Raw genomic sequence first — 12,470 nt, 5'->3', positions numbered from 1 at the left:
TACAATGTATTACAGTCTAAAAAAGTATTTATTTCAATTAATAATTATCGATAATATCCGTTAGGTTTTTAAAGATTGTATCGATATCACCGATCCCATCTACCTTGGATAATTTACCTTGCGCTTCATAATAAGGTAACACATGAATTGTTTTTGTAAAATACTCATCAATGCGTTTTACCAATTTATCAGCATCGTCATCTGAACGGCCAGAGATCTCTCTACGTTTAGCGATACGCGCTTTCAGTTCGTCTTCATTTACATCTAGTGCGATTACAACTGAGATTGACGTGTTGATACCTTCCAAAAAAGCATCCAATGCCTCAGCTTGGGCAACGGTACGCGGAAATCCGTCAAAAATAAATCCTTTTGCTTCAGGATTCTTTTTCACTTCCTCTTCCAGCATTGCTATCGTAATCGAATCTGGCACTAAATTTCCCTCAGCAATAATCTGGCTTACTTGTTGACCAAGTGGCGTTTGACCTTTAATATGTGCTCTAAAAATATCACCAGTTGAAATATGAATCAATTGATATTTTTCAATAAGCTTTGCAGATTGAGTTCCCTTACCTGCACCCGGAGGGCCAAATATTACAAGGTTTAGCATAGTTTTATTTAAGAAATTAAAACGAGTTAAAAAATAAAAGCCTAATCACAGATGATGACTAGGCTTTTCAGTCGTGCGCTCCAAGGAGTCGAACCCCTAACCTTCTGATCCGTAGTCAGATGCTCTATCCAATTGAGCTAGGAGCGCAGTAAACCATTACGTTTAGAACTCTGTCCCATTTGTTTTGGTGACGCAAATATAGTCAGAATTCATTTTTTTACAAACTTTTTTCAAAAAGAAGTTTCCATCCCCTCAACACTCTACGCTTACTTCACCTTCTTTCATAAAAAAGCCAATCTTCGAGATTGGCTTTTTGTGCACTCAAGGAGTCGAACCCCTAACCTTCTGATCCGTAGTCAGACGCTCTATCCAATTGAGCTAGGAATGCCTCTTTTTAATAATACAGGGACTGTATATTGTGCGCGCCAAGGAGTCGAACCCCTAACCTTCTGATTCGTAGTCAGATGCTCTATCCAATTGAGCTAGGTGCGCTGGGCAACCAAACAAATCCGTATCCTTTTCCGTTTTGGTGATGCAAATATCGTTATATTTATCGATTTAACAAACATTTTTTCTCTTTTTTTAACTTTATGAAACAACATTTCGTTTATCTCGTTGATAATATTATATTTAAAATATCAACTTTTTTTTTTTTCAGACACTGACAAATGTTATTATTCATGAGCAAAAGAGAATTAAAACTCAGCAAAATCCGCATTGGAGATATCAGCATCTCCTATTATATCCGTCCCAGTACCAGATACCCTGCCCCTAAAACCGCGTTATTTATTCATGGGTTTCCTTTCAATAAGAACACCTGGAAACAACAATTGTTAGATCTTGACGAGGAATATACTGGGATTGCCCTGGATGTCAGAGGGCATGGACTCAGTACAAATGGACATGGTTTCTTTTCTGTCGATGTGTTTGCAAAGGATCTTGTTGAATTTATCCGGAATTGGATCTCAATCATGTTGTACTCTGCGGCATCTCCATGGGTGGCTATATCGCCCTGCGTACCTATGAACTGATTGGTCAGCAGCTCGCCGGATTGATTTTATGTGACACCAACTCCCTTGCTGATGACAATAAAGGCAAACAAAAGCGATTTGATTCCATACAAGCGTTACTTAAATATGGTCGAAGACCATTTGCCATCGGTTTTACGGAAAATGTGTTTTATGAAAAAACAATCCGGGAAAACCCTGAGGCCGTCGAACTCATCAAAAGCTGTATCCGCAGAAATGAGCTTTCCAGTATATGCGCAACACAACTTGCCTTGGCTTCCCGTACAGATACTACACATTCCTTGAAAACGATTATTATCCCTACATTGGTCATTAAAGGTAAACACGATAAATTGATGAGCGAAGAGCAGACGAGCATTCTTATCGAAAATATCCCTGATGTTAGATTTATGGAGTTTGAAGAATCGGGGCATCTGCCAAATCTTGAAGAACCCGAAAAGTTCAATAGGGTATTAAATGAGTTTTTAGCCAGTATATAAAGACGTCGTTACAGTAAAGCGATCATAAAAATAAGAACTAAGGAAAGTCCGAATATAAAAAAGCCACGCGAGTGGCTTTATTTCTTTTTCATTGAGATTTCATCCTGGGTACGTTAGAACGAAAAATCATCTTTTGAACGACTATCGGCTTCTTCAGCGTACGCATCGTCAAAGTTAGGCTCGTAACGTTTTTCGATTACTTCCTGGTTAGACTTAATGTAATTTACAACATCTGTCAAACCCTCCGCAAACTTCTCAAAATCTTCTTTGTATAAGAAAATCTTATGCTTAATAAACTGGCCATCCTCAAAGCGCTTCTTGCTTTCTGTGATAGTAATGTAGTAATCGTTCGATCGAGTTGCTTTTACATCAAAAAAATAAGTTCGCTTACCTGCTCTCACCTTTTTGAAAAAACCTCTTCACGCTCTTTGTTTTCAAAATCTCCCATTGGTTGTTATTTAAGTTTAAAGTAATCTTAATCTTTGATAAATATATAATAATTCATTTTAATACACCAAATAATATTAAAAAAAAAGACAATAAACCGTAAAAATGGCATATTCATTCCATCGATAGCCGATAAAAATTAAACAACAAGATTTTTTACCGACGAAATCAGTACATTTACCGAAAATATAAGTTGTATTACCTAAAGCGAATATGTATAGTTTATTTGTGCCTCTATCTTTGAGTCATAAATAGTAAAAACATTATGGAAAAAGAACCTATCATACCAAACAGCAATAACAGCCGCAATATCGTGGGGCCATTGTCATCATCGTAGGTATATTCTTATTATTGAATAACCTGAATTTAGGAGACTGGTTTCCGGACTGGTTATTTAGCTGGCCGACAATATTGATCATTATTGGTTTAGTGATCGGCGTAAACTCTCAATTTCAGAAAAAATCGGCAATCATCTTATTGATTATCGGTGGTGCCAGCCTGATTTCCCGAATGATGCGTACGGACTTTGGATCAGTAACCGTCCCTATTATCATCATTTCGCTTGGGATTTATTTTATCATGAGTAAGCGGAAACCGCCGATGGTTCCGCCTGCTTACCCTAATCCGCCACAGAATCCTTACGATTGGGATAAGCGTGTCAATAGTCCTACAGATACTCCGGCGGACGCCACAGCACCCGATGCCGAGGCGAAACCTTTTAACGAACAATACGGATCAAGCCAACAAGCCTCGCCTAACGCGCAGGCTTTTGGCAACAAAGAGAATAGTTCATTTCATCAGTCTTTTGAGGACAGCCTTAATTTGAATACGATTTTTGCAGGCCAAAAGAAAGTCATTTATTCCAAGCAATTTAGAGGTGGAAATTTGACCAACGTCTTCGGAAGTATTGAATTGGATTTAACAAAGGCAGATATCCAACAGCCTATTGTCATCGATACATTTCAGTTATTTGGCAGCGCACGTATTATCATCCCACCACATTGGACAGTATTCAGCAATGTGGCATCCATTTTAGGATCTGTCGATGACCGAAGATTTCAGACGATATACAACCCTGACACCGACAAAAAGATCTATATCACTGGTACATGTATATTGGGCAATTTAACGATAAAAATGCTTAATAGATGAAAAACAAACTGTCCCTCAGTGTTAAAAGTCGATTAATAGGCATTATTTGTATATCCGTATTTATCGGATATCTTGCATTACAATATTTACTGATGCTACGTTCAGGATTTGATTCCGAACTGGCATTTAAAGATTCATTGATCAATAGTGCTGTGATGATGTTTTGCTGCTATGGCATGTCCTCTGCGTTAAACTTCTACACACCACAACCCCGCGAGATATGGAAGGTGCTGATCATAGGCTTGATTATGGCCGCCATCAGTACAGGGTTGAGCCGTTTTCTAATGAGCTATTTTATTCAGCCCAACTTTATCGCGCTACTGGATTTAACACTCCCATTTCGTGGTATCGTTAACTTCCTTATCCTCACTTCTGTTGCTATTATCAATATTGTCTGGAATATCCAGGAAGATAATATCAATAACATCAAACGGAAACAAGAGTCCGAAAATCTGCTTCGCGAGGCAGAACTCTATAATTTGCGGCAGCAGCTGCAACCACACTTTTTATTTAACAGCTTAAATTCGATCATCGCTCTAATTGGCGCGAATCCGGATGAAGCACGTAATATGACATTTCAACTATCTGATTTTTTACGGGGCACGATGAGAAAGGAGAACAATCAGATTATCACACTGGAAGAAGAACTGGACCATCTACAACTTTATCTTGATATTGAAAAGGTACGCTTTGGTCATCGTCTGAATACTTCCATCTCCTCCTCGGAGGAAATATTTAGTAATAAATTGCCAGCAATGATCATCCAGCCTCTGGTAGAGAATGCCATTAAGCATGGATTGTACAATATAACCGACCAAGTCGAAATACAAATTAAATGCACCTCAAATGAGGGACAGCTTCTGATTCAAATTACCAATCCATTTGATGTCGAGGAGCAATCGAGTCCTAAAAAGGTACCGGATTTGGGCTTTCCAGTATTCAACGCAGATTATATCTTTTATATGGAAGAAATGATCTTATGGAAACACAGATTCAGGACAATATATTTACTAGCACCCTAAAAATACCTCAATATGATTAAAGTCGTTATCATTGATGATGAACCCTTAGCACGCTCCATTATTGCGGGCTATTTAAAAATGAAGCTGATGTAACCATTATGGCTGAGTGTGGAGATGGTTTTGAAGGCGTTAAAGCGATCCAGATACATGAACCTGATCTGGTTTTTTTGGATGTCCAAATGCCTAAATTGACTGGTTTTGAAATGCTCGAGCTGGTGGACAACCCTCCTGCCATTATTTTCACCACAGCGTTTGACGAATATGCGTTAAAGGCCTTTGAAAAAAATGCACTGGATTATCTGCTAAAACCGGTCTCCCCGACACGTTTCAAAAAAGCATTGGAAAAGTTTAGATCCAGCTATTCTGCACCCGAAAAGAAAGTCCAACCTAACTATGAGGTCCTCGCGGCACAAGACGAAACGAAGATCGACCGTATCGTTGTCAAAACAGGTACACAAATCAAAATAATCCCTATAGATACAGTCAAATACCTGGAGTCTTATGATGACTACGTAAAAATCCATACCAAAGATGGCATGTACCTCAAAAATAAGACCATGGCATTTTTTGAAAAATCCCTAGATCCAAATCAGTTTGTACGCATCCATCGTTCGTTTATCATCAAAGTCGATCAATTGGCCAAATTGGAGCCCTATGAAAAGGACTCTTATATTGCTGCGCTGATCTCTGGTGAGAAGCTCAATATCAGTAAATCAGGCTATGCCCGATTAAAACAATTGATTGGAATTTAAACATTCCGTAGATTTGTGCCTAACAATGGTTATGAAACATTTTTTTACAGCAATATTGTTGGGCATCACATCTTACTCCTTTGCTCAGACAAATCAAGCTGAACAGATCAACAAAGGAGTTTACAATCGATTGGAGTTTTTCATCAATTCCCAGATGACAGACTCTGCCTATAATCTAGCGAGCGATTCCTATAAACAACAATATAGTCTTCCAAAGTTTACACAGATGCTGCGGCAGATCTACCCTTTGGGAAGGATCAAAAGTTCGGATATCACTAATTTCGAAAAAGGTACAGCAACCTATCGTCTGGATTTTGATAATCAGGCTTATGAAGTGTTGTTTGCGACAGATTCGACACTCAAGTTTAACACCCTACACTTTAGTCAGCTGAACGAACCTACAGCGAACAAAAATATTGCTGAGAAACCTATTGAGACGACGGTCCATTCAAAAGCTGTCGACAAAGAGGATTTTTCATCGATTCTGTTGCCAATTCTTACTTAAAACAACAAAAACACAGTCGCTTGCGATAGGTATTATTAAAAATGGGCAGTCGAAAACCTATTTTTACGGCGAGACCGCAAAAGGTAACCAAACATTACCGACAAAAACCTCGCCCTATGAAATTGGTTCACTCAGCAAAGTCTTTACAGCGATCCTATTATCTAATCTTGTTGAGGAAGGAACAATTACCTTGGACCAACCTATATCATTATTCCTTCCAGATACACTGAAAAAGAATGCGGACCTGGCGAAGATAACTTTTCAAATGTTAGCCAACCATACTTCGGGATTTCCACGACTTCCCGACAATTTTGATAAAGTAAAGGGATATAATGAAACTGATCCTTACAAAGGATACGATAAAAAAGCACTTTATAGTTATTTATCCTGTTTCAAAAACAAAAAAACACCGGGCGAGGAATACGAGTACAGCAATTTGGGTTATGCCATATTAGGTGATATCATCTGTAGTATCTACAAAAAGCCTTATGAACAGATTGTTCGTGAAATCATCTGCAAACCACTCGATATGAATAATACCTTTCAGGTATTAGACCCTAAAAGAAAAGATACTTTTAAAGTATACAACAAAGAAGGGCAAGAAGTAACTCCTTGGTCTTTTGACACTTTTAGTGCTGCCGGTGGATTAAAATCAACCGTGGAAGATCTGCTTAAATTTGTAAATGCACAGTTTAAGATGCCACAGAGCCCACTAGAGAATGCGATGGCCAACACGAAATTATTTACTTTCTTTCTCCCTCCTGATACGGACTTGGGATTGGCATGGCACATGAACCTACTTGATGATCTTACTTTTTATTGGCACAATGGTGGCACAGCAGGAAGCAGTTCCTACCTCGCCTTGTCCCCAGATAAAAAAAGTGGCATAGTCATCTTGTCCAATACCGCAATCTCTGTCGATGACATAGGGAAAAGCATTTTGGACAATCTACTTCACAAAAATAAGACCTTCGTGCCTTTACAAGCACCAACAGCGATGAAAATTACTGAAGGCTCTTTCAGACAAATAGACTGCGTGTAGTGAGCACATTGATACCGTAATAAAAATACGAATCAATCAAAACACCAATGGTTAAGAAAAAAACAACATTTTATTATCGGAGCTATATCGAAACAACGATATAGCTTTTTTGTTGTCATAAAAGGGTTAATTTTTTGTTGTTACACAAGCTGTTAACCATTAACTTTGATTAACAGCCCAAATAAACTGGGTTTTCATAATTTAATTTTACAACAGGCTCTAGGATAGCATAACATTTACATGAAGATATTTATCACCAAACGAATCCCACAAAAAGGTATTGACCTATTAACGGCTGCCGGACATGAGGTAGCAATACATGACTCTGCTACCCCACTATCTCCTACCGAACTTATCCAAGCTGGGCGACAGGTCGATTATATACTGAACGGTGGTATGCAAAAGTTTGACGAAGAGTTTTTCCAAAACTGCCCCAATCTTAAAGCGTTATCCCTTATGAGTGTTGGTTATGATAACGTTGACATCCCTGCAGCAACGAAATATAGTATCCCTGTGAGCAATACACCAGGAGTGCTTTCTGGTGCTACAGCTGATGTTGCTTTTCTATTGATGTTGGCCGTTTCCAGGAAAGCTTTCTTCAACCACAAGCAGATTTTGCAAGGCCAATGGAAAGGTTTCGACCCTACAGCACATCTGGGTATCGAACTCAACAATAAAACATTGGGTATCTATGGGCTTGGACGGATCGGTCTTGAATTTGCCCGCAAAGCAAGGGCCGCCTATAATATGGAAATCATTTATTATAACCGTGGGCGGAACTTGGAAGCCGAACGGATCTTGGGAGCGAGATATGTCAATTTTGATGATCTGCTAACCCAAAGTGACGTGCTTTCCATTCACGCTGCACTCACGGCAGAGACATCCAATAGGTTTAATCGGGATACATTTAAACGTATGAAAAACTCGGCGATTCTGGTCAACACGGCACGTGGTGGATTAGTGCAGGAGGAAGACCTCGCCAACGCATTACGCACGGGAGAGTTATGGGGAGCGGGGCTCGACGTGACAAACCCTGAACCCATGGCAGCGGACAATCCACTGCTAAATCTCGAAAATGTCTGCATTCTACCCCATATCGGATCCGCAACTGTGGAAACCAGAGACAATATGGCACTAATGGCAGCAAGCAATTTATTGGCAGCAATCAAAGGTGAAAAGATGCCACAAACTATCAATCCAGAGGTCTATACATGAAACGACATTTCTTTCAGTTCCTGAACAAGCTAAATAAAGCGATCCTGCCCAAATATGGGAAGAAGGATCCACTTAAACTAAAAAGTACCAGCAGGCCATATTAGCCTACCGGTACTTTATTCTTATCCGTGCCCTGGCAGATGATTAAACCTCTGCCTTCGCTGGACTTCCTGATCATTTGCATTGGGGACAATGCTAATCTGTGTCGGATTCGAGCCACACTCATATCGTTCCGCTCTAATTCCAGCATAATTTTTTCCTGCATCGAATTACGTGCCGGCCAGTAGTTCTCCCGCTTGGTCCATGCCCGTACGGTCAATACAATTGCGCTATTTCCCAGCTCTTTGACAAACACCGTCGGCTCGGGTGTTGTCAGCACATTTTCATTGGACCGAAGTACTCGGAGAATGATCTCTTTTGCGTCTTTTATATTTTTGTCATAGGATATACTCACTGTGTATTCAAACATCCGTTGAACGATTTTCGTATAGTTCTTGATCACCGAATTAGCTAATGGACCATTCGGACTAAAGATACGTACGCCATCGTCACCGATCAATGTTGAATATAATATATCAATTCGCTCGACAGTTCCGGCTGTACCATTCGCACTCGAGATGTAATCCCCTACTTCGAAAGGTCTAAACATCAGGATCAACACGCCACCGGCAAAGTTACTTAGACTCCCTGAAGGGCCATACCTACAGCCAAACCGAAGGCAGACAATGCCGCTATAAAAGAGGTCGTCTGAATACCAATCTGACTAGCAACCGTCAACATCAACATTACCCACATCACAATCCTTACGATACTTGAGATAAATGCGCGTATTGAAGGATCAACATTTCTCTTCTCAAAACGCTTGTGCAATAACCGGTTGACCAAATCGATAACATATTTACCAATAATCAATAAAATAATACCACCTATAATACCTGGTATTGAATCAATGACGATATCGGTCAATCGCCCAAATTTAGTCCCTAGACTATTTAAATTACTTTCCATGCTTATTAATATATTTCCATGCTTTTTGAAACAAGGATTGTTCCAACATCCAAACTTAGCATTCAAAATATTAAAATCATTGAAAAGTACCATAAAACACCAAATTAACACCACTATAAAAAGAATATTTGAGCTAACTTTGTAGTATGAATAGAAAAAACACCATTCCTATTATAGATAGTTGCAGTCTCGACCTCAACAATAAAACAACTATCCATATTGATGACTTAAGTGAATACGTCATCAAACATGCAAATATGGTGTTTCCCCATAAACACAATTTTTTTCATTTTGTATTATTTACGAAAGGTTCAGGTGATCACATCATCGATTTCAATCATTATAAAATTAAACCCTTTCAAATCTACTTCATGGCACCCGGTCAAGTGCATACCTGGAATTTTGTTGGCGATGAGGGGGCTATGTCGTCAATTTTCGGTCGACTATTTCCAATCGTTTTTATTACGCACAGATTATCTGGAGCGTTTCAGTTTTTTACAGGGCAAAATTGAGCATTTAATTTTTGAACTGGAAGGACCTTGCCGCGCGCAGGCGACGAATATTCTGGATGAGATCTTATCGGCGAAGTCCAGCGGTCTATCCGAAGATTATATTCGTACACTGCTGCTCCAATTTCTACTCTATGTCTCCATCTGTTCTGAAAAAGAGCAAAAAGACGGAAGCAATCCTTATAATCATAAAATATTCAATAGCTTTCAGCAATTGGTGGAACAACAGTTTAAATCCACCAAATTACCGAGTGTATATGCGGATCAGCTATTTATCACGCCAAATCACCTGAATGCGATCTGTAAATCCTATATCGGTCAGTCCGCTGGAGAGATCATCCGCAACCGGATTGTCCTGGAAGCAAAACGACTGTTAATTAACCGAAATTTAAATATCACTGAAATTGCAAATGAATTGCAGTTTAAGGACAACTCTTATTTCACCAAATTTTTAAAAATCCACTGATCTCACACCCGAGGAGTTCAGAAAACAACTATAACTATGGAAGAAGTTAAATACGAATTATCGGAATTCAAAGCTGCATGGCAAGCAAAATGTCCAAGATGTAGAGTCGGCCATGTATACAAAGGTCCTGCCTATGGTCTAAAGGTCCAAAAGATGAATAGTCATTGTGAATACTGTGGTCTCCGCTACGAACGTGAACCGGGTTATTTCTATGGTGCCATGTATGTCACCTATGCATTTGCAATCGCAGAGATGGTGACGGCCTGTATGGCAACTTACATCCTTACCGGAAATGACTCATCCTTCATTCTTTATGCGACTGTTGCTATATTAAGCGTTGTGTTGATGTCACCTTTCAACTACCGGTATTCACGCATTATTTTGATGTATTGGCTGACTCCGGGACTACGCTATGATCCCAATGTCAAAAAGAAGGAAGTTGATGTGAAAGCTTCTGCATAAACAGCATTATCCTTATCTTTATCCTGATGAAGGATACCATATATTTGGACAACAATGCAACCACCCGAATTTTGGATGAGGTATGGCAGGAGATGACTCCTTATTTCATCCAAAATTATGCTAATGCGTCCAGTGTTTACCACCAGATGGGTAGAGCAGCAAATGCAGCGGTTCAACAGAGCAGAGCGCAAGTCGCTGAGGCTTTAAATTGTACACCAAAGGAAATTTTTTTAATTCCGGAGCTACGGAAAGCATCAATACCGTACTGCAGGGTGTATTTGACAAATACCGGTCTCAAGGGAATCATATCATTACCGTCGCTACAGAGCATAAAGCAGTATTAAGCTGCTGTGAACAGCTGACCAAACAGGGAGCCCAAGTCACGTATCTTCCTGTTGACAATCAGGGGCGCATAGCCTCGGATGATCTTAAAAATGCCATTACCGCCAAAACCATATTAATCTGTCTGATGGCTGCGAATAATGAGACTGGGGTGCTAGCTGAAATCGAACAGGTGGCTTCCATCTGCCATAAAGAAGATATTCTATTTTTTTGCGACGCCACACAAGCAATCGGAAAAGTTGCGATCGACCTCCAACAGCTCCTGTTGATCTTTTATGTCTGAGTGCACATAAAATTCATGGTCCGAAGGGAATTGGTGCACTTTATATCCGGCGCAAATCAAAACCCATTCAGCTTACACCATTAGTTTTAGGTGGTGGTCAGGAGAATGGTTTTCGGGGCGGCACCTACAATGTTCCGGCCATCGTCGGCTTTGGAAAGGCGATCTCCATGCTAAGCCCACAAGCCTATAGCAACGTTCGGGCATATCGGGATCTATTGGAAGCCGAACTGGCTGATATTCCTGAAATTATTGTACACGGGCAAAATACTCCCCGCCTACCGACGACAAGTTATATCAGTTTCAAACATGTGCTCGCAAGCGAGATTATGACCGCCTGCCCTACCTTGGCCCTCTCCTCCGGCTCCGCCTGTGTTACCGGATCAAGGAACCGTCACATGTCCTGCTGGCCATGGGTATATCCAAAGAAGATGCACTTTCGGCAATCAGATTTAGCCTAAGCATATTGACCACGCGTGAAGAAATCCTACAATGCGCACAATTGATCAAAGAAGCCGTACAAAAAATAAGGGATCAATCACCCATATGGCAACTCTATAAGGCCGGTTTGATCGGTTAATTTATGACATTCTAAAAACTTAAGAGCAGGCGAAATATAGCGAGATTGTATGTATCTTTGTTGTAGACAAAGATACAACTATGATTACAGTTACTGATAAAGCAAAAACTCGTATCGAGGAAATCATGAAGGATGAGCAATATGACGGCAATTACTTTGTGCGTGTTGCTGTAGAAAGTGGTGGTTGTTCAGGCTTAAGCTATAAACTGAATTTCGATAATGAGGAAAAAAGGAGACCAGTTTTTCGAAGATAAAGGAGTTAAAATCTGTTTGGATATCAAATCATTCCTCTATTTAGCGGGAACAGAACTTGATTACTCCGATGGGTTGGACGGAAAAGGATTTGAATTTCATAATCCAAATGCAAGCCGTACATGCGCCTGTGGCGAGAGCTTCTCAGTATAACCAGATCCTTCAATAGAACAAAAAAGCCCTGAAATAATTTCAGGGCTTTTTTTGTTCGGTCGGGCGAGTTTAGTTGCACCGACAAATTAATAGTTTTATAATTCCCTATTGACCTATTCGCTTTTTCTTGTAATATTTATATTTTTTCAACATTTTAATGGATAAATAT

16 protein-coding genes, 3 tRNA genes and 3 pseudogenes are annotated in these 12,470 nt (G+C 39.8%); 15 read left to right on the top strand and 7 right to left on the bottom strand.

The window, feature by feature from the left end; translation table 11 throughout:
- Positions 1-37 precede the first annotated feature (37 nt).
- The 4 genes from KUH03_RS34990 to KUH03_RS34975 form a co-directional block, all read right to left on the bottom strand.
- Complete coding sequence (locus KUH03_RS34990; RefSeq protein ID WP_223578602.1) at positions 38-607, bottom strand: adenylate kinase; 570 nt, start codon at positions 605-607, stop codon at positions 38-40.
- A 74-nt stretch (positions 608-681) separates the two neighbouring features.
- Positions 682-754: transfer RNA gene (locus tag KUH03_RS34985), tRNA-Arg, on the bottom strand.
- 169 nt (positions 755-923) lie between these two features.
- Positions 924-995, bottom strand: a tRNA-Arg gene (locus KUH03_RS34980).
- A gap of 31 nt (positions 996-1,026) precedes the next feature.
- Positions 1,027-1,099: transfer RNA gene (locus KUH03_RS34975), tRNA-Arg, on the bottom strand.
- Positions 1,100-1,287: 188 nt separating this feature from the next.
- On the opposite strand from KUH03_RS34975, the gene KUH03_RS34970 reads away from it, so the two are divergent.
- Positions 1,288-1,638 carry an alpha/beta fold hydrolase gene (locus KUH03_RS34970; RefSeq protein WP_257089115.1) on the top strand — a complete coding sequence of 117 codons (351 nt, stop codon included), beginning with the start codon at positions 1,288-1,290 and terminating at the stop codon, positions 1,636-1,638.
- A complete protein-coding gene (locus KUH03_RS34965; protein WP_257089113.1) occupies positions 1,602-2,114 on the top strand; it encodes an alpha/beta fold hydrolase in 513 nt (170 codons plus the stop codon). The genes KUH03_RS34970 and KUH03_RS34965 overlap by 37 nt, the downstream gene beginning before the upstream one ends.
- A 113-nt stretch (positions 2,115-2,227) precedes the next feature.
- Here KUH03_RS34965 and KUH03_RS34960 read toward each other — a convergent pair.
- Positions 2,228-2,562, bottom strand: a pseudogene (locus KUH03_RS34960) (DUF3276 family protein).
- Positions 2,563-2,882: 320 nt separating this feature from the next.
- On the opposite strand from KUH03_RS34960, the gene KUH03_RS34955 reads away from it, so the two are divergent.
- From KUH03_RS34955 to KUH03_RS34930, 6 genes are all read left to right on the top strand, one after another.
- Complete coding sequence (locus tag KUH03_RS34955) at positions 2,883-3,713, top strand: cell wall-active antibiotics response protein (protein WP_257097617.1); 831 nt, start codon at positions 2,883-2,885, stop codon at positions 3,711-3,713.
- Between the two features lie 92 nt (positions 3,714-3,805).
- The gene (locus tag KUH03_RS34950) at positions 3,806-4,735 is read left to right on the top strand and encodes a sensor histidine kinase (RefSeq protein WP_257089111.1); all 930 of its coding nucleotides are present in this window, start codon (positions 3,806-3,808) and stop codon (positions 4,733-4,735) included.
- A gap of 98 nt (positions 4,736-4,833) precedes the next feature.
- Positions 4,834-5,487, top strand: a complete 654-nt coding sequence (locus KUH03_RS34945) for a LytTR family DNA-binding domain-containing protein (protein WP_306429252.1) — start codon at positions 4,834-4,836, stop codon at positions 5,485-5,487.
- Positions 5,488-5,518: 31 nt separating this feature from the next.
- Positions 5,519-5,992 carry a hypothetical protein gene (locus KUH03_RS34940; RefSeq protein ID WP_257089109.1) on the top strand — a complete coding sequence of 158 codons (474 nt, stop codon included), beginning with the start codon at positions 5,519-5,521 and terminating at the stop codon, positions 5,990-5,992.
- Positions 5,904-7,034, top strand: coding sequence for a serine hydrolase (locus KUH03_RS34935; RefSeq protein WP_257089107.1), 1,131 nt, complete (start codon positions 5,904-5,906; stop codon positions 7,032-7,034). The genes KUH03_RS34940 and KUH03_RS34935 overlap by 89 nt, the downstream gene beginning before the upstream one ends.
- A 240-nt stretch (positions 7,035-7,274) precedes the next feature.
- Positions 7,275-8,249, top strand: coding sequence for a D-glycerate dehydrogenase (locus KUH03_RS34930; protein ID WP_257089105.1), 975 nt, complete (start codon positions 7,275-7,277; stop codon positions 8,247-8,249).
- 100 nt (positions 8,250-8,349) lie between these two features.
- Here the strand turns inward: KUH03_RS34930 and KUH03_RS47145 are convergent, their stop codons facing one another.
- Positions 8,350-8,910: a mechanosensitive ion channel family protein gene (locus KUH03_RS47145; protein WP_306429251.1), complete on the bottom strand. Its 561-nt coding sequence runs from the start codon at positions 8,908-8,910 to the stop codon at positions 8,350-8,352.
- A gap of 17 nt (positions 8,911-8,927) precedes the next feature.
- Entirely contained in the window at positions 8,928-9,257 is a 330-nt protein-coding gene (locus tag KUH03_RS47140) for a hypothetical protein (protein WP_306429250.1), read from the bottom strand.
- A 146-nt stretch (positions 9,258-9,403) separates the two neighbouring features.
- Here KUH03_RS47140 and KUH03_RS49670 point away from each other — a divergent pair, with 146 nt between their 5' ends.
- From KUH03_RS49670 to KUH03_RS34900, 7 genes and pseudogenes are all read left to right on the top strand, one after another.
- The gene (locus tag KUH03_RS49670) at positions 9,404-9,769 is read left to right on the top strand and encodes a cupin domain-containing protein (protein WP_373564544.1); all 366 of its coding nucleotides are present in this window, start codon (positions 9,404-9,406) and stop codon (positions 9,767-9,769) included.
- Positions 9,669-10,232 (top strand): helix-turn-helix transcriptional regulator, encoded by a 564-nt coding sequence (locus KUH03_RS34920; RefSeq protein WP_257097616.1) that lies wholly within the window; start codon positions 9,669-9,671, stop codon positions 10,230-10,232. Before KUH03_RS49670 ends, KUH03_RS34920 begins: the two co-directional genes overlap by 101 nt.
- Positions 10,233-10,268: 36 nt before the next feature.
- A complete protein-coding gene (locus KUH03_RS34915; protein ID WP_104382703.1) occupies positions 10,269-10,694 on the top strand; it encodes a DUF983 domain-containing protein in 426 nt (141 codons plus the stop codon).
- 26 nt (positions 10,695-10,720) lie between these two features.
- Positions 10,721-10,861: pseudogene (locus KUH03_RS49665) on the top strand (aminotransferase class V-fold PLP-dependent enzyme); the annotation flags it as partial.
- Positions 10,862-10,902: 41 nt separating this feature from the next.
- Complete coding sequence (locus KUH03_RS34910; RefSeq protein ID WP_373564543.1) at positions 10,903-11,319, top strand: aminotransferase class V-fold PLP-dependent enzyme; 417 nt, start codon at positions 10,903-10,905, stop codon at positions 11,317-11,319.
- Positions 11,247-11,777, top strand: coding sequence for an aminotransferase class V-fold PLP-dependent enzyme (locus KUH03_RS34905; RefSeq protein ID WP_257089102.1), 531 nt, complete (start codon positions 11,247-11,249; stop codon positions 11,775-11,777). The genes KUH03_RS34910 and KUH03_RS34905 overlap by 73 nt, the downstream gene beginning before the upstream one ends.
- Positions 11,778-11,976: 199 nt before the next feature.
- Positions 11,977-12,301: pseudogene (locus KUH03_RS34900) on the top strand (HesB/IscA family protein).
- The last annotated feature ends 169 nt before the right edge of the window (positions 12,302-12,470 follow it).

Origin of the sequence: Sphingobacterium sp. E70, assembly GCF_019285695.1 — a bacterium.
In the GTDB taxonomy this organism is placed as follows: Bacteria; Bacteroidota; Bacteroidia; order Sphingobacteriales; family Sphingobacteriaceae; genus Sphingobacterium; species Sphingobacterium detergens.
This window is presented reverse-complemented; position numbering and strand designations above follow the sequence as displayed.

Coding starts and splice junctions, on each gene's coding strand:
- KUH03_RS34990 (WP_223578602.1), bottom strand. CDS start 607: ATGCTAAACCTTGTAATATTTGGCCCTCCGGGTGCAGGTAAGGGAACT.
- KUH03_RS34970 (WP_257089115.1), top strand. CDS start 1,288: ATGAGCAAAAGAGAATTAAAACTCAGCAAAATCCGCATTGGAGATATC.
- KUH03_RS34965 (WP_257089113.1), top strand. CDS start 1,602: ATGGGTGGCTATATCGCCCTGCGTACCTATGAACTGATTGGTCAGCAG.
- KUH03_RS34950 (WP_257089111.1), top strand. CDS start 3,806: ATGCTACGTTCAGGATTTGATTCCGAACTGGCATTTAAAGATTCATTG.
- KUH03_RS34945 (WP_306429252.1), top strand. CDS start 4,834: ATGGCTGAGTGTGGAGATGGTTTTGAAGGCGTTAAAGCGATCCAGATA.
- KUH03_RS34940 (WP_257089109.1), top strand. CDS start 5,519: ATGAAACATTTTTTTACAGCAATATTGTTGGGCATCACATCTTACTCC.
- KUH03_RS34930 (WP_257089105.1), top strand. CDS start 7,275: ATGAAGATATTTATCACCAAACGAATCCCACAAAAAGGTATTGACCTA.
- KUH03_RS47140 (WP_306429250.1), bottom strand. CDS start 9,257: ATGGAAAGTAATTTAAATAGTCTAGGGACTAAATTTGGGCGATTGACC.
- KUH03_RS49670 (WP_373564544.1), top strand. CDS start 9,404: ATGAATAGAAAAAACACCATTCCTATTATAGATAGTTGCAGTCTCGAC.
- KUH03_RS34920 (WP_257097616.1), top strand. CDS start 9,669: ATGAGGGGGCTATGTCGTCAATTTTCGGTCGACTATTTCCAATCGTTT.
- KUH03_RS34915 (WP_104382703.1), top strand. CDS start 10,269: ATGGAAGAAGTTAAATACGAATTATCGGAATTCAAAGCTGCATGGCAA.